The following is a 24,232-nucleotide window of genomic DNA, read 5'->3' on the forward strand; positions in this document are numbered from 1 at the left end:
CGGACGGGGCACGGTCGCGAAACGGCCCGTCCGTAGCGTCGATCGTGCCTTCTCCGCCAGGCGTCCCCGGCACCGTCCGGGCACCTGCCGGAAGGGTGGCTTCCCGCCCCCGATCGACCCCAGGAGCCCGACGTGACCGGACCTCAGACCGATCCCGCCCGCGAGCAGAGCGCGTCCGCCGTGCCCGCTGTGCCGTCAGCACCCCGGCACCTCGTCGTCGTCGGCGGCGGCATGGTCGCGCAGCGCCTCGTCGAGGCCCTGCGCGCCCGCGACACCGACGGCACGTGGCGCGTCTCGCTCTTCGCGGAGGAGCCGCGCAAGCCGTACGACCGCGTCGCGCTGACGAGCTACTTCTCCGCGCGCGACGCCGAGGAGCTCACGCTCGGCGACCCGGCCCTGTGGGACGACCCGCTGGTCACGCTGCACCGCGACTGCGCGGTGACGTCGATCGACCGCGAGGCGAAGACGGTGACGGACCGGCTGGGCCGCGTGCACGCGTACGACGAGCTCGTCCTCGCGACCGGCTCCAACGCGGCGATGCCGCCCATCCCAGGCAACGACCTGCCGGGTGTGTTCGTCTACCGCACGATCGACGACGTCGCGGCGCTGCGCGGCTGGGTCGAGGAGAAGCGGCGCAACGCGACCACCGAGGGCGGCTGGGAGCGCCCGGTGCGCGGCGCCGTCATCGGTGGCGGCCTGCTCGGCCTCGAGGCGGCGGGCGCGCTCAAGGCGCTCGGCGCGCAGGCCACGGTCATCCAGTTCGGCACGCACATGATGGACGCGCAGATCGACCTGGGCGGCGGCGAGGCGCTCAAGCGGCTCATCAACGGCATGGGCATCGCGGTGCGTTGCAACACGGGCACCAAGGAGATGAAGGTCTCGCGCAAGACCGGCCACGTGGGCCGGCTCGACTTCGCGGACGGCGGGCGGCTCGACGTCGACGTCGTCGTCGTCGCGACGGGCGTGCGGCCGCGCGACGAGCTCGCGCGGGCGGCCGGCCTGGAGGTCGGGGAGCGCGGCGGCGCCGTCGTCGACCTCGCGTGCCGCACGGCCGACGAGCACGTGTGGGCCGTGGGCGAGGTCGCGTGCATCGAGGGCCGCTGCATCGGCCTCGTCGCGCCGGGCTACGCGATGGCGGAGGTCGTCGCGGACCGGCTGCTCGGCGGCGAGGCGACGTTCCCCGGCGCGGACACCGCGACGAAGCTCAAGCTGCAGGGCGTCGACGTCGCGAGCTTCGGCGACGCGTTCGGCCGCACCGAGGGCGCGATGGAGCTCGTCTGGGCCGACCCGGTCGCGGGCGTCTACAAGAAGCTCGTGCTCTCCGACGACGCACGCACGCTGCTCGGCGGCGTGTTCGTCGGCGACGCGACGCCGTACGCGTCGCTGCGCCCGATGCTCGGGGCGGAGCTGCCCGGTGACCCGGGTCTGTTCCTCCTCCCGGAGGGGGCCGGCGCGCAGGGGGCGCCGGCGCTCGAGCTGCCCGACGACGCGACGGTCTGCTCGTGCAACAACGTCAGCGCGGGCACGATCCGCGCCGCCGTCACCGAGCACGAGTGCACCGACCTCGCGGGGGTCAAGGCGTGCACGCGCGCCGGGACGTCGTGCGGCTCGTGCCTCCCGCTCGTCAAGAAGATCACGACGACCGAGCTCGCCCGGGCGGGCGTCGAGGTCTCGAACGCGCTGTGCGAGCACTTCGAGCTGTCCCGAGCCCAGCTCTTCGACGCCGTGCGCGTCGCGGACCTGCACACGTTCAGCGAGATCATCGGGCGGTTCGGCCGCGTGCCCGAGCCTGTGACCGACACCCAGGGCGCGGTCCTGGTGCGCGACGCCGGGCGCGGCTGCGACATCTGCAAGCCCACGGTCGCGTCGATCCTCGCGTCGCTCGGCAACGGCCACATCCTCACGGGCGAGCAGGCGACGCTCCAGGACACGAACGACCACGTCATGGCGAACATGCAGAAGGACGGCACGTACTCCGTCGTCCCGCGCATCCCCGGCGGCGAGATCACGCCCGACGGCCTGCTCGTCATCGGCCAGGTCGCCAAGGACTTCGGGCTGTACACGAAGATCACGGGCGGCCAGCGCATCGACATGTTCGGTGCGCGCATCGAGCAGCTCCCGCACATCTGGCGCCGGCTCGTCGAGCACGGGTTCGAGTCCGGGCACGCGTACGGCAAGTCGCTGCGCACCGTGAAGTCGTGCGTCGGGTCGACGTGGTGCCGCTACGGCGTGCAGGACTCGGTCGGCATGGCCGTCGAGCTCGAGCTGCGCTACCGCGGCCTGCGCTCGCCGCACAAGATCAAGCTCGGCGTCTCGGGCTGCGCACGCGAGTGCGCGGAGGCGCGCGGCAAGGACGTCGGCGTCATCGCGACGGACAAGGGCTGGAACGTGTACGTCGGCGGCAACGGCGGGTTCACGCCCCGCCACGCGCAGCTGCTCGCGGAGGACCTGGACGACGAGGCGATGATCCGCACGATCGACCGCTTCCTCATGTACTACATCCGCACCGCCGACCGCCTGCAGCGCACCGCCGCATGGGTCGAGGACTACGAGGGCGGGCTCGACGCGATCCGCGAGGTGATCGTCGAGGACTCGCTCGGGATCGGCGCCGACCTGGACGCCGCGATGTCCCGCCACGTCGGCGACTACGAGGACGAGTGGCGCGCGGTCCTCGAGGACCCCGAGAAGCTGCGCCGGTTCGGCTCGTTCGTCAACGCGCCGGCGGAGCCCGACCCCGACCTCGCGTACGTCACCGAGCGCGGCCAGATCCGGCCCGCGACGGCGGACGAGCGCGCCGCCCTGGAGGAGGCCCGCGCCGCGGGTCTCGCCACCGTCCCCGCCGGCCCCGTCGTCATCGCCGGCACCACCCTGGAGGTCCGTCGATGAGCGTCGCGTCAGCAGAGCAGGCCCTGGTGTCGTCCGGTCCGGACGGGGTCGAGTGGGAGCGCGTGTGCCTGGTGCGCGACCTGCTCGTGGAGCGCGGGGCCGCCGCGCTGGTCGGCGGGGTCCAGGTGGCGCTGTTCCGGCTCCCCGACGACACGGTGCGCGTCGTGCAGCAGCGCGACCCGTACTCCGGCGCGAACGTCATGTCGCGCGGGATCGTCGGGACCCGCGGGGGAGTGCCGACCGTCGCCGGACCCATGTACAAGCAGGTCTTCGACCTCGCGACGGGCCGGTGCCTCGAGGCCGCGGGGTACGTGCCCGTGCAGGGCCTGGCCCCGGACCTGGCGACGTGGCCCGTCGAGGTGCGCGACGGCGTCGTGCACGTAGCGACGCGGCCGACGGCTCCGGCGGACGGGCCTCGGGAGGCGTCGTGACGACGCTCCTCGGCCTCGACCTTGCGGGGCGCACCGTGCTCGTCGCCGGCGGCGGTCCCGTCGCCGCGCGCCGTGCGCGGGCCATGGCCGACGACGGCGCGCACGTCCGCGTCGTCGCTCCCCAGGTCTGCGAGGACCTGCGCGACCTCGTCGCCGCGTCGCTGCACGCGCCGCTGCTCTCGGCCGCGCCGCCCGACGGCGCCGCGCCCCTGAGCGGGCACGTCACCTGGGCGCCGCGCGAGGTCCGCGAGTCCGACGTCGAGGACGCCTGGCTCGTCCTCGCCGCCACGGACGACTCCGGCATCAACCGCGACGTCGCCGCGTGGGCCGCCGCGCGCCGCACGTGGTGCGTCAACGCCGGTGCCGCGCACGAGGGGACCGCCCGCACGCCCGCCACCACGCACAGCGGCGACGTGCTCGTCGGCGTCGTCACCGACGTCCCCGCGACGGCCGGTGGCGCCGACCCGCGCCGCGCCCGCGCCGTGCGCGACGCGATCGCCGAGCACCTGCGCTCGGGCGGCGCTGACCAGCGTCGCCACCGCCCGGTCGTCGGCGGGCTCGGCCGCGTGACCCTCGTGGGCGGCGGGCCGGGCGCGGTCGACCTGCTCACGGTCCGGGGACGCCGCGCGCTCGCGGAGGCGGACGTCGTCGTCGCGGACCGGCTCGGCCCGGTCGACGTGCTCGACGAGCTCGCCCCCGGCGTCGAGGTGATCGACGTCGGCAAGACGCCCGGGAACCACCCCGTGCCGCAGCACGAGATCAACGCGATCCTCGTCGAGCAGGCGCAGCGCGGGCGACACGTCGTGCGACTCAAGGGCGGCGACCCGTTCGTCTACGGCCGCGGCGGCGAGGAGGTCATCGCGTGCCGCGTGGCGGGCGTGCCGGTCGACGTCGTGCCGGGCGTGTCGAGCGCCCTGAGCGTCCCGGCGCTCGCGGGCATCCCGCTCACGCACCGCGGGACGGTCGCGGCGTTCCACGTCATCAGCGGCCACGAGGGCCTCGACGACGCCGCGCTCGCCGGGGTGCGCGACCGCACGGCTACGCTGGTGGTCCTCATGGGTGTCTCGCAGCTCTCCCGCATCACGGCCCAGGCGCTCGCCGCCGGGGCCGACCCCGCGCTGCCCGTCGCTATCGTGGAGAGCGGCTCCACGCCGCGCCAGCGCGTGACGCGCGCGCCGCTCGGGGAGATCGTGGAGCGCGCCGCCCAGGTCGGGGTCCGGGCCCCGGCGATCATCGTGGTCGGGGACGTCGCCGCGGAGGGGCGGCTCGACCCGGCGACGGTCGCGTGAGCAGCACCGACGCGAGCGGGGTCGACCTCGCGACGGGCGGGGTCGGCGACCGACCGGCCCTCGGTCAGGTCATGGCGGGCTGCACCGTCCTCGTCACGGCCGACCGCCGCAAGAGCGAGCTCGCGTCCGCGCTCCAGCGCCGCGGGGCAGCGGTCCGGCACGCGCCCGCGCTGAGCATGATCCCGCACGCCGACGACGAACAGCTCCTCACCGGGACGCGGGACCTGATCGAGCGCCCGCCGGACGTCGTCGTCGTCACGACGGGCATCGGGTTCCGGTCGTGGATCGAGGCCGCCGACGCGCACGGCCTCGCCGACCGTCTGCTCGAGGTGCTCGCCGACGCACGGATCGTCGCGCGTGGGCCCAAGGCGCGCGGAGCGATCCAGGCAGCCGGGCTCACGGCCGACTGGGTCGCGGAGTCCGAGACGTCCGCGGAGATCGCCGACGTGCTGCTCGGCGAGGGCGTCGCAGGCCTGCGCATCGCGGTCCAGCACCACGGCGCCGGCGCCGACGGCCTCGACGTCGTGTTCGCCGAGGCGGGCGCGGAGGTCGCGAGCCTCGTCGTCTACCGCTGGGGCCCGCCGCCGGACCCCGAGGCGCTGCGCGCATCGGTCGAGGCCGCCGCCGTCGGGGAGATCGACGCCGTCGTGTTCACGTCCGCGCCCGGCGCGGAGGCGTGGCTGAGCGCGGCCGAGGAGCACGGCGTCGGGCGCCTGGTCGTCTCGCGGTTCCGGGACGGGTCCATGGTCGCGGCCGCCGTCGGGCCGATCACCGCGAAGCCGCTCGAGCACCGCGGCATCACGCCTCTGCAGCCGGAGCGCGGTCGCCTCGGTGCGCTCGTGCGCACCCTCGTCGCGCACTACGAGCAGGCCGAGACCCTCGCGCTGACGACCGTCGCGGGCGTCCTGCAGATCCGTTCCCGCGTCGCCGTCCTCGACGGGGAGGTGCTGCCGCTGTCGCCGAGCAGCCTCGAGGTGCTGCGGCTCCTCGCCGCGCGGCGCGGGGAGGTCGTCACGCGCGACGACGTGCTCGACGTCCTGCCCGGCGACTCCCGCGACCCGCACGCCGCCGAGGTCGCCGTCGCTCGCCTGCGTGACGCGACGGGTCGCCGCGACCTCGTGAAGACCGTCGTCAAGCGCGGATACCGATTGGAGCTCGCATGAGCACGGAGATCCTGGCCTTCCCCTCCGGGGCGTCCGACGCGGAGACGGGCGCCGACGTGCCCGCGCGCGTACCGCCCGTGCTCGTCGGCTGCTCGCACGGCACGAACGACCTCACCGGCCGTGAGGTGATCCGCGCGCTGCTCGACGACGTCCGCGCCGCCCGCCCGGACCTCGACGTGCGCGAGGCGTTCGTCGACGTGCAGCAGCCCGAGGTCGCGGACGTCGTGACGTCGGTGGTCGCGCCCGACGCGGTCCCGGACGTCGTGACGGGCGGTGCGGGTGAGCCCGGTGGCCCCGAGGCCGAGCCGGTGGTTGGTCCGCGCGACGCGGTGGTGGTTCCGCTGCTGCTGTCCGGTGGCTTCCACGTGAGCGTCGACGTCGCGGAGTCGGTCGCGGACCGCCGCCCCGGGTCGGGGAACGCCGCCGCCGCGACGCCCCTCGGCCCGGACCCCCGTCTCGTCGACCTGCTCGCCGGCCGCCTCGCGGAGGCCGGCGTGCGTCCGGACGACGCCGTCGTGATCGCTGCCGCGGGATCGAGCCGCCCGGGCGCGGCGCGCGACGTCGAGGAGCTCGCCGCCGGCCTCCGCGAGCGGCACCCCGGTCCGGTGAGCGTCGGCTACGGCGCCATGGCGAAGCCGTCCGTCCCCGATGCCGTCGCCGCGGCGCGCACTGCCCTCGCCCCGGGCGCGCGTGTCGTCGTCGCGGCCTACCTCCTCGCGCCGGGCTTCTTCTACGACCGCGTCCTGGAAGCCGGCGCCGACGTCGTGACGGCGCCCCTCGCCCCGGACGCGCGCCTCACCGAGATCGTCCTCGACCGCTACGCGACCGCCGTCGCCACCCTCCCGACCCCCCGGAGCTAGAACCCCGGCCTGCCGAAATAGAACTCTGGTCCGCCGAGGTAGAACCCTGGTCCGCCGAAGTAGAACTCTGGTCGCGGGCCTGCGGCCGGTCCGCGGCAGGGGCGGCCTCGGTGCTCGGGCTGCCGCGCCGTCACCTCGCGCGTTCGGGCGTCAGTTCACGAGCGCGGCTGGACGCCCTTCGCATCCGACGCCACCCCCACCGCTCGGTGGTCGTCTCACCCGGAAAGCGTCAACCCGACCGGCGAGGACCTCTCTTCGCCGAAGTAGAACCCCGGTCTGCCGAAGTAGAACCCTGGTCGCGTGAGGCAGAACCGTGGTCCGGCGTGGTCCGGCGTGGCGAGGCACAGGTGACCCGCCCGTCGTGGGTCGAGACCAGGGTGAGACGGCGTCGGGAGGGGTGGGTGGTGGTGCCGCGTCGTGGACGGGCCTGGCGGGAGCCGCGAGGAACGAGCGGCGGATGGTAGACGCGGCACCACCACCCACCCCGACCACCCGAGCCAGCCACACGCCGTCGGGCATGACCACGGTTCTACCTCGGCGGACCAGCGTTCTACTTCGGCAGACCAGGGTTCTACCTCGGTGGGCCGGGGTTCTACCTCGCGAGGGTGGGGCGGGTTCGTGGGGCGAGGAGGGCGACGCCGGCGGCGAGGAGCACCGTGACGCCGAAGCACACGACGTACGACGCGAGCCCGAGGGTCGGGTGCAGGGCCCACAGGAGCGAGCCGGTGACGGCGAGCGCGGTGGCGGCGGCGACGGCGTCGGACACCTGGAGGGCCGACGAGTTCGCGCCCTGCTCCGCGACGGGCGACAGCTCGAGCGTGAGCACCGACAGGGTCGGGTGGGTCATGCCCATGCCCAGGCCCGCGAACGTCCACGCGACCATCCCGACGACGGGCGGCACGGCCGTCCAGGCCAGCAGCGCCGCACCGGCGATGCCGAGGGCGACGAACGTCCCGCCGAGCCGGACGTACCCGGCGTGCGCGAGCCCCCAGGTCGCGCGACCGCGCAGCCACGACCCCGTCGACCAGCCGACGGCACCGAACGTGAGGATCGCCCCGGCGAGCGACGGCGCGAGGCCGCGCTCGTGCGACAGCAGGAGCGGCAGCAGCACCTCGGCACCCGTGAACGCGGCGGCGACGAGCCCGCGGATGGCGATGACGCTCGGCAGGCCGCGCGCGGCGCGCGTCGTCCCCGGCGGGAGCAGACGCGGGACGGCGAGCGCGACCGCGGCGAGGGCCGCGACGAGCAGCACGGCCAGACCGACGCCGCGGAGCTGGCCCGCGTAGTTGAGCGCCCCGATCCCGACGGCGGCCACGACCGCCCAGGCGAGCGACGCCTGGCGCGCGGTCCGGTCGAGCGGCGGCTCGGCGCCGTCGTCCTCGCTGTCCGACTCGTCCGAGGACGAGTCGCGGGCGGCGCGCATGCCGGGCCGCATGAGGATCAGCGCCGGGACGGCGAGGACCGGCACCGCGAGGAAGACCCAGCGCCAGCCGACGTGCTCGACGACGAGCCCGGCGATCGCGGGCCCGACGATGGACGGGATCACCCAGGCCGCGGCGAACGCGGCGAAGACCTTCGGGCGGCGGTCGGTGGGGAAGACGCGTGCGACGAGCACGTAGAGCGCCACGATGTAGAGGCCGGTCCCGACGCCCTGGAGCACGCGCCCGGCGACGAGGACGAGCATGTCCTGCGCGAAGCCCGCGACGAGCAGGCCGGCGAGGAAGAGCCCGATGCCCGTCCACAGGGGCGTCGTCGGGCCGGCGCGGTCGCTCCAGCGGCCGGACGCCACCATGCCGACGACGCTCGACGCGAGCGACGCGGCGAACGCGAGCGTGTACAGGGTGAGCCCGTCGAGCTCGACGGCGACCGTCGGCATGGCGGTGGCGACGGCGAGCGCCTCGAACGCGCCGAGGAACACGAACGCGACCATGCCGAAGAGCACGGTGCGCTGCGTGCCGGGGGAGAGCGCGCCCGCAGCGGGGTCGTCGGGGGTGCCGTGCGCCGCGGCGTCGACGTCCGTGCGAGGGTCCGCCGTCATACGAGAACGACCTTTCCGGTGGTGGCGCGCGCTTCGAGCTCGCGGTGGGCGCGCGCTGCCTCCGCGAGGGGTACCTGGTGCGTGACGACGTGCCACGTCCCGTCCGCCGCGAGCGCGAGCGCGCGCTCCTGCAGGTCGAACAGGTCTCCCCAGGGTCGGGCCTGGGGTCCCACCGCCCACCGTACGTCGCGCGGTGCCGCTCCCGCCCCCGAATTCCTGGCGCCGTGGTCGACGTCACCCGCGCGGTTCGGCTCGCCCGAGGACCAGCCGAAGAGCACGAGGCGTCCGTCGGGCGCGAGGAGCGAGGCGGCCGCTGTCCCCGGCTCGCCGCCCACGCCGTCGAGCAGGACGGTCGCGCCTGCCGGGGCGTGCTGCCCGACGGCGGCGCGCGCCTCGTCGAGCCAGCCGTCGGTCCGGTAGTCGAGGGCCGACAGCCGGTCGGCGCTGGCCTCACCGGCGAGCGAGCGGACGAGCGCGACCTTCTCCGGGCCGCCCGCGAGCGCGACCACGCGCGCCCCGGCCGCGAGGGCGCTCTGCACGAGGAGCGTGCCGAGGCCGCCCGCCGCGGCGGTGACCACGACCGTGTCGGCGGAGGTGAGCTCGGCGAGGTCGAGGATCCCGACGGCGGTGCGGCCGGTCCCGATCATCGCGATCGCGTCGGGTGCGGTGACGTGGTCGGGTACGCGGTGCAGCGCCTCGACCGGGACGACCGCCAGCCGGGCGTACCCGCCGCCGTCGGGGGTGGCGCCGAGGTGGGCGGCGACGCGCCGACCGCGCCACGCGGCGTCGACGCCGGGCCCGACGGCGTCCACGACCCCGGCGACCTCGCGCCCCGGGATCGTGGGCAGCTCGGGGAGCGGGAGCGGGCCGCCCGCCGCCTCGCCGCGGCGCAGGGTCGTGTCGAGCAGGTGCACGCCGTGCGCGCGCACGGCCACGCGGACCTGTCCGGGGCCGGGGACGGGGTCGGGGACCTGGTCGAGGACGAGGTTCTCGGGCGGTCCGAACGCGTGCAGGCGGATGGCGTCCACGGGGGGCTCCTCGGTGATGGCTGGGCCGGGGTACGGCGACGGGCGGGCGGCCCGGGCCGGGCGCGCCCTGCTAGTGTCGAACCTCAACAAATGTTGAGGTCAAGTGCCCGTGACGCACCGGCGTCGCGGGCGGTCCGGCGAGGAGCCCGCGTGCCCGACGACGACCCGTCCCCGAGCGACGAGCTCACGGTCGGGCAGCTCGCCGCGCGCAGCGGCGTCGCGGTCTCGGCGCTGCACTTCTACGAGCGCGAGGGGCTCATCACGAGCCGCCGGACCCGCGGCAACCAGCGGCGCTTCGCGCGCGAGACGCTGCGCCGGGTCGCGTTCGTGCGCGCGTCGCAGCGCGTCGGCATCCCGCTCGCCCGCATCCGCGACGCGCTCGCGACGCTCCCGGGCGACCGCACCCCGACGGCCAAGGACTGGCACCGGCTCTCGGCCGGGTGGCACGCCGACCTCGACGCGCGCATCGAGCAGCTCACGCGACTGCGCGACCACCTCACGGACTGCATCGGCTGCGGGTGCCTGTCGCTGCGCAGGTGCGTCCTCGTCAACCCGCACGACGCGCTCGCCGACGAGGGCCCCGGCCCCCGCACGCTGCTCGTGGAGGGGATCGAGGACTGAGGCCGGCGCCCCCGGGCACCTCGCCCGGTCAGGACGGTGCGAGCAGCGTCCCGAAGCTCGTGCGGCGGCGCAGCACGAACCCGAGCCGCTCGTACACGCCGATCGCGCCCACGTTCCCGGCGGCCGCGTGGAGGAACGCGCGGTCGCCCCGCTCGTGCACGTGGAACGCGACGTCGCGGACGAGACGCGACGCGAGGCCGCGCCCGCGGTGCTCGGCGTCGGTCGCGACGGCGCTGATCTCCGTCCAGCCCACGGGGCGCAGGCGCTCGCCCGCCATCGCGACGAGCCGGCCGGCGTCGTCCCGGAACCCGACGTAGCGCCCGAGCAGGTGGGTGCGCGCCTCGAACGGCCCGGGGCGGCTGCGCTCGACGAGCGCGATCATGTCCGGCACGTCCGCCTCGCCGAGCACGACCGCGTCCGGGTCGGGCCGGGTGACCAGACGCTCGGTCTCGACGAGCTGGACCCCCTCGACGCGGGCCTCGAGCGCCCAGCCCTTCGGCGGGTCGACCCCCACGGGCGGCGCGGAGAAGCGCCCGCCCGGCCCGACGAGCCCCGCGATCGCGTCCCATACCGCGGGCTCGTCCCACGAGCGCACGCCCGTGATCGGCGAGACGTCCGCCGGGTAGCGCCGCGCGAGGTCGTCGCCCTCCGCGAGGTGCGCGTGGGCCCCGGTGAGGGCGCTCCACGACGGGTTGTCCAGGACGGCGTCGCCGACGCCGGTGACGTCCGGCTGCGTGCTCGTCGCGGTCATGCGGTTCCTCCTCGCCCGGTCGCCCGGGTGCCGTGCCGTCCGCAGGGCCGTCCGGCCGTGCGTGTCCTCCAGGGCGAACGCGCGCGGGTGCGCGGCGCTTCCCGGGTCAGCCCTGCCAGCGCTCCCGGTGCACGACCTCCGCCAGCGGACGTCGACGCGGCTGCGACCAGCGACCGCGCGTCGGGTACCCGAGCGGGACCAGACCCATCGTCAGCGCGTCGTCGGGCAGCCCGAGCAGGGCGGCGACGTCGCGCTCGCGGACGGTGTGGAAGGTCGTGAGCGTCGTGCCCAGCCCGTAGGCCCGCGCGGCGAGCGCGAGGTTCTGCACCGCGCCGTAGATCGATGCGCCGAGCCGAGGGTCGGTCGACCCGGCCGCGTCCCGGAGCACGGGGACGATCCACACCGGCGCCTCCTCGAGGTGCAGGGCCAGGTGCTCCACGGCGCGGAAGCCCGCCTCGCTCACGCCCGCGTCGTCGGTCGCGGCACCGAGGACGGCGTCGCGGCGGTCCCCGTACGCGGCCCGCCAGCCCTCCCGGTACCACTCGGCGACCTGCGCCTTGGTCGCCGGGTCCGTCACCACGACCCACGCCCACTGCTGGCGGTTGCCGCCGCTGGGCCCACGGACCGCGGCGTCGAGGACGGCGTCGAGCACGTCGTCCGGGACCGGGTCGGGCGAGAGGTAGCGGCGGGACGGGGTCGAGTGGAGTGCTCGAAGGATGGACAGATCCTCAGGAGTGGTCACGGTCGTCGACGGTAAGGGCGACCGCCCCGTGCGTTCGCGGGTCCTGCTCGTCGTCTCGCAGGCTGGGCACACCGCGTGCCTGCGCCGCCGCGCCGGTCACCAGTTCTTGGTGCCGCCCCCGCTGCCGTCGCCCGGGTCGGTGCCGCTGCCGGGCTCGTCGCCGTAGAGGTCGCGGTACTCCTGCTCGAGGCGCTCCTGCTCGTCGCGCGCCTCCGAGCCCTGCTCCCCGAGACGCTCCTGGCGCTGCTGCTCCTCGCGCTCTGCCTGGCTCTGCTGGTCCTCGCCTCCGGAGCCTTCACCGCCCTCGCCGCCCGACGCCTCGGACTGCTCGTCGCCCTCGGAGCCCTCACCCTCCTGGGTGTCGCCGCCGCCCTGGTTCTCGGGCTGGGAGTCCTCCGCCTGCTGCTGCTTGTCCTGCAGGCGCTGCTCGGCGGCCTCGTTCTGCTCCTCCTGCTCGGGCGTCTGCTCCGACTCGCCGCAGTCGGGCCAGCCCCGGATCTGCTCGGCCGTCGCGTACTCCTGCTCCGCGTACTCGTACCAGTCCTGGACGTCCTGACGCAGGGTGTCGGGGTCGACCTCGGTGCCGTCGCCGTACGGGTCGAGCACCGTCTCGTCGTAGGGGAGCCCGGCGTCGCGCGCGGCGATCGCCTCCTCGACGAGCGCGAGCTCGGCAGCCTTGCCGTCCGCGTAGGCCATGTCCTGGTCGCCCGTGAGCTCGTAGGCGAGCGAGAGGTTGGTCTGGATCATGCACCGTTCCTCGGGCGTCTCGTGCTCCGCGAGGTCGTAGGCGCGGTCGAGCGACGTGATCGCGTCGTACAGGGCCCACGACTCGTCGGACCGGGCGAGCGCCGTCCCGTGGTCGTAGTGCGCCTTCCACGGCTCGACGATGTTGAGGGTGCGCAGCATCCCGTAGTAGTCGGCCGCGGCCGTGGCCTGCCCGCCGTCGTAGCGGTCCTTGGCCGTCGCCGTGATCGGCGCGAGGGACACGAGCTTGAACCCCAGGACGAGGAGCGCGAGCACCACGGGTGCCGTCCCGACGAGCCACCACGTCCGACGGCGCAGGCGTGCGGCGCGCAGCGCGGCCGCCCCCGTGGGCCGCGGCTTCCGCGCACCCGGCGGCGGGGTCGGGGGAGGAGCCCAGCTCATCGGCGCACCTCCACCCGGTCGCCGGTCCGCGTGCCCGACGGCGGCCCGTCGCCGCCGCGCGACCCGAGCCCCTCGCGGGACGCGGACGGATGCACGAGCGAGCGGCTGGCCGACCGCGACCAGAACCATGCCTCGAGGCCGAGCAGCGCCACGAGCGCGAGCGCGAACGGCCAGACGACGGGACGGTAGGCGGTGACGTCGCGGCGACCGTCCGCGGCGACCTGCTGCGGGTCGACCCCGGCGACGAGCGAGGCGGTCTCCGTCGGTGCGGTGCGGTGCACGTACGGCACGCCGAGCTGGTCCGCGAGCGCGGTGAGCGTCTCCTCGTCGAGCACGGACAGCGCCTCGACCGGCTCGCCGTCGTCGCTCTGCTGCGACCAGTCGATGATGTACTCCGCGTCCTCGGGCGCCACGTCGGGGTCGTACTCCTTCATCCGGCCACCCTCCGTGGTGCCGTAGCCGAGCACGGCGCCGCCGTCGACCAGGGGCGCGAGCTCGGCGAAGGAGCGTGGCTCGCCCTCCGCCGTCTGCTCTCCGTCGGTGAGGAAGAAGACGAGGCGCACGTTGGCGGGGTGCTGCTGGGCCGAGCCTTCGAGCGCGGTGCGCAGCTCGTCGAGCGGGCGGTCCGTGAGCGACCCCTGCGAGTAGCGCGTGATCTCGCGGTGGAACGTCTCCGCCCACGACGTGATCGCGCGCGCGTCGGTGGTCAGCGGGAGCTGGCGCGACGCCTGCGAGTCGAACGAGATGATCGAGTACCGCGCCCCGGGGATGGCCTCGGTGAGGCTCGCGATGTCGTGCCGGACGCCGTCGAGGCGCTCCTGGCCCCCCTCCGGCCCGAAGTCCTCGGCCGCCATCGACCCCGTGCGGTCGACGACGAAGAACATGTCGACGTTCGCGACCGACGTGTCGCGGTCGGTCGACGGGATCGACGGGCCGAGGCCGATCACGGCGAGCAGGACGACCGCGCCCGAGCGTCGCACCCAGGCCGCGCGGGGTGCTCCGGGGCGGGCGACGCCGTCGGGTCCGGGCCGCCCGGCGACGACCGCCTGCCACACGGCAAGCCCGAGCAGGGGCAGGATCAGGAGCGCGAGCGCCCACACGGGCACGAGCGGTTGGAGCGTCAGGTTCATGGGCGCATCACTCCTTCACCCGCCACGCGACGACGAGCAGCAGCGCGACGCCCAGCACGGCGACGAGGAACCAGCCCGCGGGCCGGTCCGTGACGATCACCTCGGGCGACGCGTCGAGCTCGACCGCCTGCTGCGCGACGACGTCGTCCACCATCCCCTGCACGGCGCCCGGGTCGTCGGCGAGGAAGTACAGCCCGCCGCCGGACTCGACGACCTCGCGGTACTCGCTCTCCTCGGGCGTGCCCTCGTAGCGCTGGGACCCACCGAAGATGCCGTGCAGCGTGATGTCGCGCGACGCCACGAGGTCCGCCGCCTGGGGAAGGGTGTAGATGGGCTCGCCGGACACGTAGTTGTCGGTCGCGAGGATGATCGAGCGCGAACGCTCCGTCGCCTCCTCGTCGAACTGCAGGGCACAGCTCGCGAGCCCGTCGCCGATGAGGCTCGCGCCCGCGAGGTTGGCGGTCGTGCCCGCGGTGAACTGGGCGAACTCCAAGATCTCCGCGTCGTCCGAGCCGCCCGTGTAGTCGAACGTCGAGGGATCCTTGTCGAGCGCGTCGATCCCGGCCTGGAGCTCGTCCTGGACGAGCGTGTAGTCGTCGGTGAGCGGGAAGACCGTGCGCGAGGAGGAGTTGAAGATCGACAGCGCGATGCGCTCGCCCTCGAAGTTGTCCACGAGCTCCTGGAAGACCTTGAGCACCGCGCCGTCGTACTCGATCATCGATCCCGAGACGTCGAGGCAGAGCACGATGTCGCGGGTCCCGAGCCGGTCGACGACGACGTCGGTCTCCACGGGCCGCGCCGCCACCGCCCCGGCGCCGACGACCGCGACGAGCAGCCCGGCCGCCGTCAGCCCCTGGAGCACCCGGTACCGGCGCACCCAGGAGGTGAAGGCCGGCACGCGCGCGAGGTACTCGGTGTTCGCGACCCACAGGACGTCGCGGTCCGCGTCCCGCGCCCGACGGCGCCGCGCGAGCCACCAGGCGAGGCCCGCCACGGCGAGCATCGCGACGACGAGCGCCGCCCACAGCCACGGCCACAGGATCGACGCGCCCTGGGGCCCGGGCAGGACCGCGGCCCCCAGCGTCCCGCCCGTCGACGCCACCCCGGTCACCATCCGCGCACCACCGATCGGGCGCGGTCGATCGAGTCCTCGGCGTCCGTGGAGCGGGCTGCGGGGTCGTTGTCGTGGTCCGCGAACGACGGCCGGTAGTACCGCGTGATGAGCTGCGTGAGGCGACCGGCCTCGCTGAGCTGCTGGATCTCCGAGAGCGTCATCGACGACGCGTCCTGGCCGAGGCGGCCGGTCGCGAAGCCGCGCATCTCGGCGGACAGCGCCAGGTGCAGCGCGCGCTCGTCGAGCTCGCCGGCTCGGAAGCGCTCGGCGACGACGTCCAGGCGTTGCTCGTACTCGGCGCGCAGCGCGGCGTACGGGTCGTACGGGCCGGTGGGCAGCAGCGGGGCGGGCTGTTGTGCCGCGAGGGCCTTCTCCTCCGTGCGGGCGCGCGTCAGCCAGAGCACCAGGAACACGACGGCCGCCGCTGCGAGGAGCAGGGCGATCCCCAGTGCGGTCCACCACCCCGAGTAGCCCACGGGGTCGACGAGCTCATCGACGGGCACGCTTCTGCCTCCCCAGGAGCTCGACGAAACGCTGCACCACGTCGTCCGAACCCTCGACGAGCACGCCCTCCACCTGCAGCGTGCGCAGCCGTTCCGCGACCTCGGCGCGACGCGCCGAGGCGGCCTGCGCCGCGGGCTGCGCGAGCGCGACCCGGCCGCGCAGGAAGGGCGGGAGGCGCAGCGTCCCGTCGACGTCGGCGACCTCGTCCGTCGCGTGGGGCCCGACGCCGGCGGCCACGGGCGAGAGGTCCGCGACCTGCACGACCATGACCTCGTGGCGCACGCGCAGCGAGCGCAGGAGCTGCTCGTGCTCGGCGCCGGGGCGCGCCTCGTCGGTCACGACGACCACGAGCGAGCGGCGCCGGAAGGCCGTGAGCGCGCGGTCGAGCGGACGCGCGAGGTCGTTCGCGGGTGCGTCCGGTCGCCACAGGTCCTCGACCGTGCGCAGCAGCACCTCCAGGTCCTGCGTGCTCGCGCGGGGCGGGAGCTGCACGAGGCGTTCGGCGTCACCCGCGACCAGGGCCACGCGGTCGCCGCGGTCGCGCGCGAGGTAGGCGACGAGCGCGCAGCAGAAGCTCGCGACCTCCGCCTTGGTCTCGCCGCTCGGCGCGGTCGCGCCCATCGTGCGGCCGGAGTCGACGACGAGCACGAGGTTGAGGTTCGACTCGCGCACGAAGCGCCGGACGACGGGGATGCCCGCGCGGGCCGACGACTTCCAGTCGATGTCGCCGACGTCCTCGCCCGGCGCGTACAGGTGCAGGTCGTCGAAGTCCTGCCCGTGCCCCTTGAACACCGACCGGTGCCGTCCCTCGAGCAGGCCCGACGCCCGGCGCGCGACCGGGAGGTCGAGCCGGGCCCGGACCTGGGCGAGACGGGAGACGTCGGGCACGTGCTGCTCTCTGCTGGTGGTGGGTGGATCGGTGCCGGTCAGGGGCCGGTCAGGTGCCGGTCAGGGCGTCGGGACGGCGTCGAACACCGCGTCCACGAGCTGCTCCGGCGGGACGTTGTTCGCGAGCGCGTCGAACGTGCGCACGAGCCGGTGGCGCAGCACCGAGTACCGCACGGCCTTGATGTCGTCCGGGATGACGAACGCGCGCCCCGCGAGGATCGCGAGCGCCTGCCCGACGCGCATGAGGGCGATGCCGCCGCGCGGCGAGGCGCCGACGCGCACGTGCCGGTCGAACCCGGGGATCGGGCGCGGGCCGGAGAAGCGCGTCGTGTTGATGAGGTCGACGACGTACCGCTTGATCGAGTCGTCCACGTAGACGTCGTCGACGAGGCCGCGCAGGAAGCGCACGTCGTCGAGGGAGACCGGCTGCGCGGTGATGGGCTGCGTCATCTGCCCGGTCGCGACGCGCTGGAGGATCTCGAGCTCCTGCTGCGGCGTCGGGTAGGTGAGCACCTCCTTCATGAGGAAGCGGTCCATCTGGGCCTCGGGCAGGACGTACGTGCCCTCCTCCTCGATGGGGTTCTGCGTCGCGAGCACCATGAACGGGTCGGGCAGCGGGTAGTTCTCGCCGCCGATCGACGTCTGCTTCTCCTGCATCGCCTCGAGCATCGCCGACTGCGTCTTGGCCGAGGAGCGGTTGATCTCGTCGAGCAGCACGACGTTCGCGTGCACGGGGCCGAGCTGCGTCGCGAACTCGCCTGTCGCGTAGTTGTAGATCTGCGTGCCGACGATGTCGTTCGGCATGAGGTCCGGGGTGCACTGGATGCGGTGGAACGAGCCGTCGATCGCGGCCGCGAGCGTCTGCGCGGCGGTCGTCTTGGCGAGGCCCGGGACGGACTCGAGGAGGATATGACCGCCCGCGAGGAGCGAGCTCACGAGGGCCGTGCGCAGCGCGTCCTGGCCCACGACCCGCTGGTCGAAGACCTGCCCGACGCGCTTGAGCAGATGGCTCGCGCGGTCGAGGTCCTGCGTGGAGATGCTGCCGTGCCCTGCGGCCATGGATCGTCCTCCGGGTCGTGCGGGTCTGTTCGGCGTGCGCGGCCGGGAGGGCGGACGGTGCGTCGCGAGCCCCCGGCGAACCCGGCCCAGTATGCCAGCGCGCCCCGGTCGCGCCCGGCCCGTCCACAGCCTCGGGGGTGGGGAGCGGTCCCCATGCCGAGCCGCGCCGTCGTGCCCGGGTCGAGGCGGCCTGCCGGGAATGTCTGCCCGGCGCCGCGGGGTTGGCCTGGCATGAGCACCGACGCCCGCGCGCAGCGCGACCTCGACCAGACCACCGCCCGCGACGCGGACCCCGCGCTCCTCGACCTGATCGCCGCGCGCCACCAGGGCGTGCTCGCGACGGTCAAGCGCGACGGCCGACCGCAGCTGTCCAACGTCCTCTACGCGTGGGACGCCGAGGAGCTCGTGGCTCGGGTCTCCGTCACCGCGGACCGTGCGAAGACCCGCAACGCGGCGCGCGACCCGCGCGTCTCCCTCCAGGTGAGCGCCGACGACTTCTGGAGCTACGCCGTCGTCGAGGGCGACGCAGAGCTGAGCGCGGTCGCGGCCGACCCGCACGACGCCGCCGCCGACGAGCTCGTCGCGACCTTCCGCGCCGCGGCCGGCCAGGAGCATCCCGACTGGGAGGAGTTCCGGCGCTCGATGGTCGCCGAACGGCGGCAGGTGCTGCGCGTGCGCGCGACGAAGGTCTACGGGATGGCCCGGCTGCCCCGGCCCTGACCGCTGACGGGAAGCGTGCCCGCGGTCGATACCCTGGACCGGTGACCTCGACAGCCCTGCGCCCCGCGCCGTCGGACGCCCGACCCGCGAACCCGTGGTGGCTCGTCCTCGCCGGACCGGTCGCCGTCGTCGTCGCGGTCGCCGCGGTGCTGGCCGCGGGCGCGTTCTCGGACGCGTTCACCGTCCCGGCGGGCTTCCCCGACCCGGGCGCCCTCGCGCGCCTCGGCGCCCCCGTGGTCACCGTGCTCACCGAGCTGTCCGTCGCCCTGACGTTCGGCTCGCTCGTGCTCGCCGCGTGCGTCCTGCCCGCGGGCACGTCGGTGCGCAAGGCGCTCGGCGTCGCGGGCGCGGCGTCGGCGACGTGGGCGGTCCTCACGGTCGTGCAGGTCGTCCTGCGGTACTCCTCGATCTCGAGCACGCCGATCACCGGCCCGACGTTCGGGGACCAGCTCGGCCTCTTCGTCTCCCAGGTGAGCCTCGGGCGCAACTACCTGGCGATCGTCCTCGTCGCCGCGGCGACCTCGGCGTTCGCGCTCGCCGTGCGCACGCCGGCCGCGGCGATGTGGACGGCAGCGCTCGCGCTCGTCGCGATCGCGCTGCAGGCCAACACGGGGCACGCCGCCGGCGCCGTGAGCCACGAGCTCGCCGTCTCGTCGATGTTCCTCCACCTCGGCGGTGCCGCGCTGTGGGTGGGCGGGCTGGGGACGCTCGCCGTCGTGCGGGCGCGCGGGGGTCTGGGTCGTGGCGAGCTCGCGAGCTCCGTCGCGCGGTACTCCGCGATCGCGCTGTGGTGCTACGTCGCCGTCGGGGTGTCGGGGATCGCCAACGCGTCGATCCGCGTCGACAGCTTCGCGGCGTTGACCACCGACTACGGGATCCTCCTGCTCACCAAGATCGCCCTCCTGGTCGTCCTCGGCGCGGTCGGGTTCGCGCACCGCGAGCTCGTCGTGCGCCGTCTGGCCGGCCCGACGGCGGCCGGTCGCCCGGGAGGGGACCGTGCCTCGGTGAGCGGTCCCGGCAAGGCCGGGGCGTCGTCGTCCACGGGCAGCACGGGCGGCGCCGCCGAGGGCACGCGCTGGCTCTTCTGGCGCCTCGTCGCCGTCGAGCTCGCGATCATGGGCGCGGTGTCCGGGGTCGCGGTCGCGCTCGGGTCGACGGCGCCGCCGGTGCCGCAGGAGGAGCCGGTCGACACGTCTGCGGCGTACCAGGTCACCGGTCACGCGCTGCCGCCCGAGCCGACGCTCGCGCGGTGGTTCACCGAGTGGCGCTGGGACCTGCTGCCCGCGTTCGCGTGCGTCGCGGCGCTCGTCGTCTACCTCGGCTGGGTGCGACGCCTCGCCCGGCGCGGTGACCGCTGGCCTGTGGGCCGCACGATCTCGTGGTGCGTGGGGATCGTCGTCCTGTTCTGGGTGACGTCCGGCGGGCCCGCGATGTACGGGCACGTGCTGTTCAGCGCGCACATGGTCCAGCACATGATCCTCGCGATGGTCGTGCCGATCTTCCTCGTGCTCGCCGCGCCCGTGACGCTGCTGCTCCGCGCGGTCCCGGCGCGCAAGGACGGGTCGCGCGGGCCGCGCGAGTGGGTGCTCGCCGTCGTGACGTCGCGCGTGGGCCAGTTCTTCGCCAACCCGATCGTCGCCGCGGTGAACTTCGCCGGGTCGATGATCGTCTTCTACTACACGCCCGCGTTCGAGTACGCCCTGACGACCTACGCCGGGCACCTCGCGATGCTGGCGCACTTCACGCTCGCGGGGTACCTCTTCGCGAACGCGCTCGTCGGGATCGACCCCGGCCCGCACCGGCCCCCGTACCCGCAGCGGCTCATCCTGCTCTTCGCGACGATGGCGTTCCACGCGTTCTTCGGCGTCGCGCTGACGACGGGCGAGATCCTGTTCGTGCCCGAGTGGTTCGGGCTGCTGGGCCGCGAGTGGGGGCCGAGCGCGATCGTCGACCAGCAGCGCGGCGGCGGGGTCGCGTGGGGCATCGGCGAGCTGCCGACCCTGATACTCGCGATCGTCGTCGCGGTCATGTGGACGAAGTCCGACGAGCGCGAGGCCAAGCGCCGCGACCGCCAGGCCGACCGCGACGGCGACGCCGAGCTCCAGGAGTACAACGCGATGCTCGCGAAGATGTCAGAGCGCGACGACCGCTGACCCGCCTCCCGCCGAACACGGGGTTGCTGTCGTTATCGGCTGGATAACGCGAGCAACCCCGTGCTCGACGGGGCGGAGGCTCGTGCTCGGGTGAGGTGGCGACGCAGTGCCGTCGTCATGCGACCCGGTCGGCTCGTCCCCGGCTGCATCAGGTCCCGGCCGGTGAAGCGGAGGACCTCCACCCCGCCGTGCGTCACCAGCGCGTTCTGACGCGAGCGGTCCCTCAGGAGCGCGTCGGGCTAGCTGTGGACGTCCGCCCCGTCCATCTCGCCGATCAGCCACCGTCCACGCGGCAGCCGCCAACCGAGATCTCCGCGTGCGACGAACGTGCCGTCGTCGAACACCTCGACCTGGAGGTCGTCCGGTGCCAGTCCGGCGTCCCCGCACTCCAGGCGCGCGAACGTCTCCAGCGGCGACTCGGCCCGCGCGTCCGACTCGGCCCACCAGGCGTGCGTCCGCGCGACGCCGCGCCGTCCCCGAGCGAGGTCGTGGGCACGGGCCAGACCGTCGGCGTCGAGCAGACCGAGGTGCCCCGCGCTGTCCATCGTGGCCACGGCACGTCGTCGTCTCATCTCCGGGACCGCCTGCGCGAGTGCCCAGTCAGGGGTTGCGACGTACCGGCCGTCGACCTGGACCACGGTCATCCCGTCGTCGAACTGGCGTAGGTGGATCCCGTCCCGCGGCAGCGCGCCACGGGCACCGGGGAGCGTCGCCTGCGGGACGACGTCCGGGCCGACTCCCTGGACACCGAGCAGGACGAGTGCGCACGGGCCGACGGCGATCGCCTCGGGCCCGTAGGCGAGGAGGGCGAGCCAGGCGGCGCGTCGCCGGCGACGCTCGAACGCGTGGAGGGCCGGCGGCGCGGGAAGGACCTGCGCCGTCTCGAACACGCCTCGTGTCGGTCGGCCCCAGCGCCCTTGGTCGACGAGCCGCGACCGGCGGCTCGCGTTCACACCGTGCGCGTCGCACTGCGCGGCGGCCACGAGGCCGGCCTGGCGTTCGGCGACGTCGAGGAGCTCGGTCGGGACGGCGGTCAGGGTGCGCACCTGCGGATCCGACCAGAGTCGGGTCCAGCGGTGCACCTGGCGAGCGTCCGGGCTGTGGACGGGGAGCACGACGTCGGGCCTGTGGACGACCCCTGTACGGCACGCCACCGAGGCGATCAGCAGGCCGACGCCGCGGGTGCGTCCGCCGAACACGACGTTGCACCGCGTCGACCACGAGGTTGCTGTCGTTCTCCGGTCGATAACGACGGCAACCTCGTTCTCGGCGGGGGTGGGGTGGGGTGGCGGGCAGGGATCGCGTACGTGATAAGACGTACGGGTGAGTAACGACGCCGCAGCGACCGGCACCTCCGTCCCGTCCGACTCCCGCGTTGCCGCCGGCTCCGGCGACACCCCGTTCCACGACCTCGACCGCTACCTGGCGATACCGCGCGTCGGGGGACTCTCGCTCTCGCCCGACGGGACGCGCCTCGTCACGACCGTCCAGACCCTCGACGACAAGCGCACCGGGTACCGCACGGCGCTGTGGGAGGTCGACCCGGCGGGCGAGGCGCCCGCACGCCGGCTCACGCGCAGCGCGAAGGGCGAGTCCAGCGCGACCTTCACGGCCGCGGGCGACGTCCTCTTCACGTCCGCGCGCCCCGACCCGGACGCCTCGCCCGACGACGACGCGAAGGCGGCGCTGTGGCTGCTGCCCGCGACGGGCGGCGAGGCGCGCGTCGTCGCGACGGCGCCCGCGGGCGTGAGCGGCCCGCTCGCCGCGAGCGGCGCGCCGGTGGTGTCGGTCGCGGCGAAGGTGCTCCCGAGCGCGCGCGACCTCGCGCACGACGCCGAGCTCCGGACCGCGCGCAAGGACGCCAAGGTGGCGGCGATCCTCCACACGGCCTACCCGGTGCGGCAGTGGGACCACGACCGCGGCCCGGACGAGGACCACCGGTTCGTCGGCGACCTCACGACGCTCGTCGACGAGCCCGCACGCCCGCTCCCGAGCGCGGACGCCGCCGCGGCCGGAGCGCCCGAGGGCGGAGCGACGGCCGCGACGACCGACGGCGCGGAACGGGCCACCGCACCCGAGCCCGCCCACGACCCCCGGCTCCTGGACCTGCGCGACGTGAGCCGCGCCGTCGGGCACGGTCCCACCGCCCCCGGCCGGGCGCTGCACGAGCACTCCGCCGACCTGTCCGCCGACGGCACGACCCTCGTCACGACGTGGCAGGTCGCAGGACCGGGGCCGTCGGTGCGCAACACGCTCGTGGCGATCGACACCGCGACCGGCGCGCGCCGCACGCTCGTCGACGACACGGGCGCCGAGGCCCACCAGCCGCGCATCTCGCCCGACGGCGCGTGGGTCGCGTTCGTGCGGGAGACCGTCTCGACGCCGCACGAGGCGCCCGAGGAGAGCATCGCCGTCGTGCCGCTGCACGCCCCGGACGGCCCGGCGGGCGCGGCCGCCACCCACGACGACTCGCCGACCACGCGCGCGGAGAACCACGCGACGCCGCGCACGCTCGCGCCGCGCTGGGACCGTTGGCCCACGTCGCTGCGCTGGCTCCCGGACGGCTCGGGCCTCCTCGTCACGGCCGACGACGACGGCCGGGGCCCGGTCTTCCTCGTCGCCTTCGCGCCGTCCGGGCCCGGCCGCGGCACGGCGGAGAACGGCACGGCCGAGCGCGTGACGAGCGACGACGCGGTCTTCACGGACGTGCAGGTCGCGCCCGACGGCCGCACGGCGTACGCGCTGCGCACGAGCTACCTCGAGCCGTCGCACCCGGTGCGCATCGACCTCGGCGCATTCCTCGACGGGGGCGAGCCGGGCGAGCGCACGCCCGTGCCCGCGACGACGCTGCGCGGTCCCGTCGCGACCCCGGACCTGCCGGGCACCCTCGTCGACGTCGAGACCGCGGCGTCGGACGACGTCCGGGTCCGCGGCTGGCTCGCGCTGCCGCACGGCGCCTCCGCCGAGAACCCGGCGCCGCTGCTGCTGTGGATCCACGGCGGGCCGCTCGGGTCGTGGAACGCGTGGAGCTGGCGCTGGAACCCGTGGCTGATGGTCGCGCGCGGGTACGCGGTGCTCCTGCCGGACCCGGCGCTGTCGACCGGGTACGGGCAGGACTTCGTGCAGCGCGGCTGGGGCGCGTGGGGCCGGGCGCCGTACACGGACCTGCTCGCGATCACCGACCACGTCGAGACGCTGCCCGAGGTCGACGCGTCGCGCACGGCGGCGATGGGCGGGTCGTTCGGCGGGTACATGGCGAACTGGGTCGCCGGGCACACCGACCGCTTCCGCGCGATCGTCACGCATGCGAGCCTGTGGGCGCTCGACCAGTTCGGCCCGACGACCGACCACGCGTACTACTGGCAGCGCGAGATGACGCCGGAGATGGCGCTCGAGAACAGCCCGCACCGGTTCGTGGGCGACATCGTCACGCCGATGCTCGTGATCCACGGCGACAAGGACTACCGCGTGCCGATCGGCGAGGGTCTGCGGCTCTGGTACGAGCTGCTCGCGTCGTCCGGCCTGCCGGCCGGGCCCGACGGCGACACCGTGCACCGGTTCCTGTTCTACCCGGACGAGAACCACTGGATCCTGCAGCCGCAGCACGCGAAGGTCTGGTACGAGGTCGTGCTCGCGTTCCTCGCGGAGAACGTGCTGGGCGCCGCGCCGGGGGAGGGTGACGCCCAGGTGCCGACGACGCTCGGCTGAG

General features: G+C 74.9%; 20 protein-coding genes. 9 read left to right on the top strand and 11 right to left on the bottom strand.

Annotated features, from left to right (window positions below; all coding sequences use genetic code 11):
• The first annotated feature begins 189 nt into the window (after positions 1-189).
• The 5 genes from nirB (at position 190) to ACMXGY_RS01915 (ending at position 6,629) form a co-directional block, all read left to right on the top strand.
• Entirely contained in the window at positions 190-2,886 is a 2,697-nt protein-coding gene (gene nirB / locus ACMXGY_RS01895; protein WP_483776764.1) for a nitrite reductase large subunit NirB, read from the top strand.
• Complete coding sequence (gene nirD, locus ACMXGY_RS01900; RefSeq protein WP_483775198.1) at positions 2,883-3,317, top strand: nitrite reductase small subunit NirD; 435 nt, start codon at positions 2,883-2,885, stop codon at positions 3,315-3,317. The genes nirB and nirD overlap by 4 nt, the downstream gene beginning before the upstream one ends.
• Positions 3,314-4,606, top strand: coding sequence for a uroporphyrinogen-III C-methyltransferase (cobA, locus tag ACMXGY_RS01905; RefSeq protein WP_483775199.1), 1,293 nt, complete (start codon positions 3,314-3,316; stop codon positions 4,604-4,606). The genes nirD and cobA overlap by 4 nt, the downstream gene beginning before the upstream one ends.
• Before the next feature lie 71 nt (positions 4,607-4,677).
• Entirely contained in the window at positions 4,678-5,769 is a 1,092-nt protein-coding gene (locus ACMXGY_RS01910; protein WP_483776765.1) for a uroporphyrinogen-III synthase, read from the top strand.
• Complete coding sequence (locus ACMXGY_RS01915; protein ID WP_483775200.1) at positions 5,766-6,629, top strand: sirohydrochlorin chelatase; 864 nt, start codon at positions 5,766-5,768, stop codon at positions 6,627-6,629. Before ACMXGY_RS01910 ends, ACMXGY_RS01915 begins: the two co-directional genes overlap by 4 nt.
• 592 nt (positions 6,630-7,221) lie before the next feature.
• Here the strand turns inward: ACMXGY_RS01915 and ACMXGY_RS01920 are convergent.
• Both ACMXGY_RS01920 and ACMXGY_RS01925 read right to left on the bottom strand, forming a co-directional pair.
• Entirely contained in the window at positions 7,222-8,667 is a 1,446-nt protein-coding gene (locus ACMXGY_RS01920) for an MFS transporter (RefSeq protein ID WP_483775201.1), read from the bottom strand.
• The gene (locus tag ACMXGY_RS01925) at positions 8,664-9,695 is read right to left on the bottom strand and encodes an alcohol dehydrogenase catalytic domain-containing protein (RefSeq protein ID WP_483775202.1); all 1,032 of its coding nucleotides are present in this window, start codon (positions 9,693-9,695) and stop codon (positions 8,664-8,666) included. The genes ACMXGY_RS01920 and ACMXGY_RS01925 overlap by 4 nt, the downstream gene beginning before the upstream one ends.
• Before the next feature lie 150 nt (positions 9,696-9,845).
• Between ACMXGY_RS01925 and soxR the strand changes: the two genes are divergently transcribed.
• Positions 9,846-10,316, top strand: a complete 471-nt coding sequence (gene soxR / locus ACMXGY_RS01930) for a redox-sensitive transcriptional activator SoxR (protein ID WP_483775203.1) — start codon at positions 9,846-9,848, stop codon at positions 10,314-10,316.
• Between the two features lie 28 nt (positions 10,317-10,344).
• Here soxR and ACMXGY_RS01935 read toward each other — a convergent pair whose 3' ends face one another.
• From ACMXGY_RS01935 to ACMXGY_RS01970, 8 genes are all read right to left on the bottom strand, one after another.
• The gene (locus tag ACMXGY_RS01935) at positions 10,345-11,067 is read right to left on the bottom strand and encodes a GNAT family N-acetyltransferase (RefSeq protein ID WP_483775204.1); all 723 of its coding nucleotides are present in this window, start codon (positions 11,065-11,067) and stop codon (positions 10,345-10,347) included.
• A gap of 106 nt (positions 11,068-11,173) precedes the next feature.
• Positions 11,174-11,809, bottom strand: a complete 636-nt coding sequence (locus ACMXGY_RS01940; protein ID WP_483775205.1) for a nitroreductase family protein — start codon at positions 11,807-11,809, stop codon at positions 11,174-11,176.
• A 96-nt stretch (positions 11,810-11,905) separates the two neighbouring features.
• Positions 11,906-12,955 carry a hypothetical protein gene (locus tag ACMXGY_RS01945; RefSeq protein WP_483775206.1) on the bottom strand — a complete coding sequence of 350 codons (1,050 nt, stop codon included), beginning with the start codon at positions 12,953-12,955 and terminating at the stop codon, positions 11,906-11,908.
• On the bottom strand, positions 12,952-14,085 hold the full coding sequence (locus ACMXGY_RS01950) for a vWA domain-containing protein (RefSeq protein WP_483775207.1): 1,134 nt from the start codon (positions 14,083-14,085) through the stop codon (positions 12,952-12,954). The genes ACMXGY_RS01945 and ACMXGY_RS01950 overlap by 4 nt, the downstream gene beginning before the upstream one ends.
• Positions 14,086-14,092: 7 nt before the next feature.
• The gene (locus ACMXGY_RS01955) at positions 14,093-15,199 is read right to left on the bottom strand and encodes a vWA domain-containing protein (protein WP_483775208.1); all 1,107 of its coding nucleotides are present in this window, start codon (positions 15,197-15,199) and stop codon (positions 14,093-14,095) included.
• Positions 15,193-15,702, bottom strand: coding sequence for a hypothetical protein (locus ACMXGY_RS01960; protein WP_483775209.1), 510 nt, complete (start codon positions 15,700-15,702; stop codon positions 15,193-15,195). The genes ACMXGY_RS01955 and ACMXGY_RS01960 overlap by 7 nt, the downstream gene beginning before the upstream one ends.
• Positions 15,689-16,591, bottom strand: a complete 903-nt coding sequence (locus tag ACMXGY_RS01965) for a DUF58 domain-containing protein (RefSeq protein WP_483775210.1) — start codon at positions 16,589-16,591, stop codon at positions 15,689-15,691. Before ACMXGY_RS01965 ends, ACMXGY_RS01960 begins: the two co-directional genes overlap by 14 nt.
• Positions 16,592-16,651: 60 nt before the next feature.
• Positions 16,652-17,650, bottom strand: coding sequence for an AAA family ATPase (locus tag ACMXGY_RS01970; RefSeq protein WP_483775211.1), 999 nt, complete (start codon positions 17,648-17,650; stop codon positions 16,652-16,654).
• A gap of 231 nt (positions 17,651-17,881) precedes the next feature.
• Here ACMXGY_RS01970 and ACMXGY_RS01975 point away from each other — a divergent pair, with 231 nt between their 5' ends.
• Both ACMXGY_RS01975 and ACMXGY_RS01980 read left to right on the top strand, forming a co-directional pair.
• Positions 17,882-18,370, top strand: a complete 489-nt coding sequence (locus tag ACMXGY_RS01975) for a PPOX class F420-dependent oxidoreductase (RefSeq protein ID WP_483775212.1) — start codon at positions 17,882-17,884, stop codon at positions 18,368-18,370.
• Between the two features lie 41 nt (positions 18,371-18,411).
• Positions 18,412-20,523, top strand: a complete 2,112-nt coding sequence (locus ACMXGY_RS01980) for a bifunctional copper resistance protein CopD/cytochrome c oxidase assembly protein (RefSeq protein ID WP_483775213.1) — start codon at positions 18,412-18,414, stop codon at positions 20,521-20,523.
• 239 nt (positions 20,524-20,762) lie between these two features.
• Here ACMXGY_RS01980 and ACMXGY_RS01985 read toward each other — a convergent pair whose 3' ends face one another.
• Positions 20,763-21,569, bottom strand: a complete 807-nt coding sequence (locus ACMXGY_RS01985) for a type IV toxin-antitoxin system AbiEi family antitoxin domain-containing protein (protein WP_483775214.1) — start codon at positions 21,567-21,569, stop codon at positions 20,763-20,765.
• A gap of 277 nt (positions 21,570-21,846) precedes the next feature.
• Here ACMXGY_RS01985 and ACMXGY_RS01990 point away from each other — a divergent pair, with 277 nt between their 5' ends.
• Positions 21,847-24,231 (top strand): S9 family peptidase, encoded by a 2,385-nt coding sequence (locus tag ACMXGY_RS01990; RefSeq protein ID WP_483775215.1) that lies wholly within the window; start codon positions 21,847-21,849, stop codon positions 24,229-24,231.
• Position 24,232 lies beyond the last annotated feature (1 nt).

Source organism: Cellulosimicrobium sp. G4 BAM 1002 (assembly GCF_057126935.1).

What these genes read in the sequence shown, in the direction of transcription:
- nirD (WP_483775198.1), top strand. Translation starts at nt 2,883, where the DNA reads ATGAGCGTCGCGTCAGCAGAGCAGGCCCTGGTGTCGTCCGGTCCGGAC.
- ACMXGY_RS01910 (WP_483776765.1), top strand. Translation starts at nt 4,678, where the DNA reads ATGGCGGGCTGCACCGTCCTCGTCACGGCCGACCGCCGCAAGAGCGAG.
- ACMXGY_RS01915 (WP_483775200.1), top strand. Translation starts at nt 5,766, where the DNA reads ATGAGCACGGAGATCCTGGCCTTCCCCTCCGGGGCGTCCGACGCGGAG.
- ACMXGY_RS01920 (WP_483775201.1), bottom strand. Translation starts at nt 8,667, where the DNA reads ATGACGGCGGACCCTCGCACGGACGTCGACGCCGCGGCGCACGGCACC.
- ACMXGY_RS01935 (WP_483775204.1), bottom strand. Translation starts at nt 11,067, where the DNA reads ATGACCGCGACGAGCACGCAGCCGGACGTCACCGGCGTCGGCGACGCC.
- ACMXGY_RS01945 (WP_483775206.1), bottom strand. Translation starts at nt 12,955, where the DNA reads ATGAGCTGGGCTCCTCCCCCGACCCCGCCGCCGGGTGCGCGGAAGCCG.
- ACMXGY_RS01950 (WP_483775207.1), bottom strand. Translation starts at nt 14,085, where the DNA reads ATGAACCTGACGCTCCAACCGCTCGTGCCCGTGTGGGCGCTCGCGCTC.
- ACMXGY_RS01955 (WP_483775208.1), bottom strand. Translation starts at nt 15,199, where the DNA reads ATGGTGACCGGGGTGGCGTCGACGGGCGGGACGCTGGGGGCCGCGGTC.
- ACMXGY_RS01970 (WP_483775211.1), bottom strand. Translation starts at nt 17,650, where the DNA reads ATGGCCGCAGGGCACGGCAGCATCTCCACGCAGGACCTCGACCGCGCG.
- ACMXGY_RS01975 (WP_483775212.1), top strand. Translation starts at nt 17,882, where the DNA reads ATGAGCACCGACGCCCGCGCGCAGCGCGACCTCGACCAGACCACCGCC.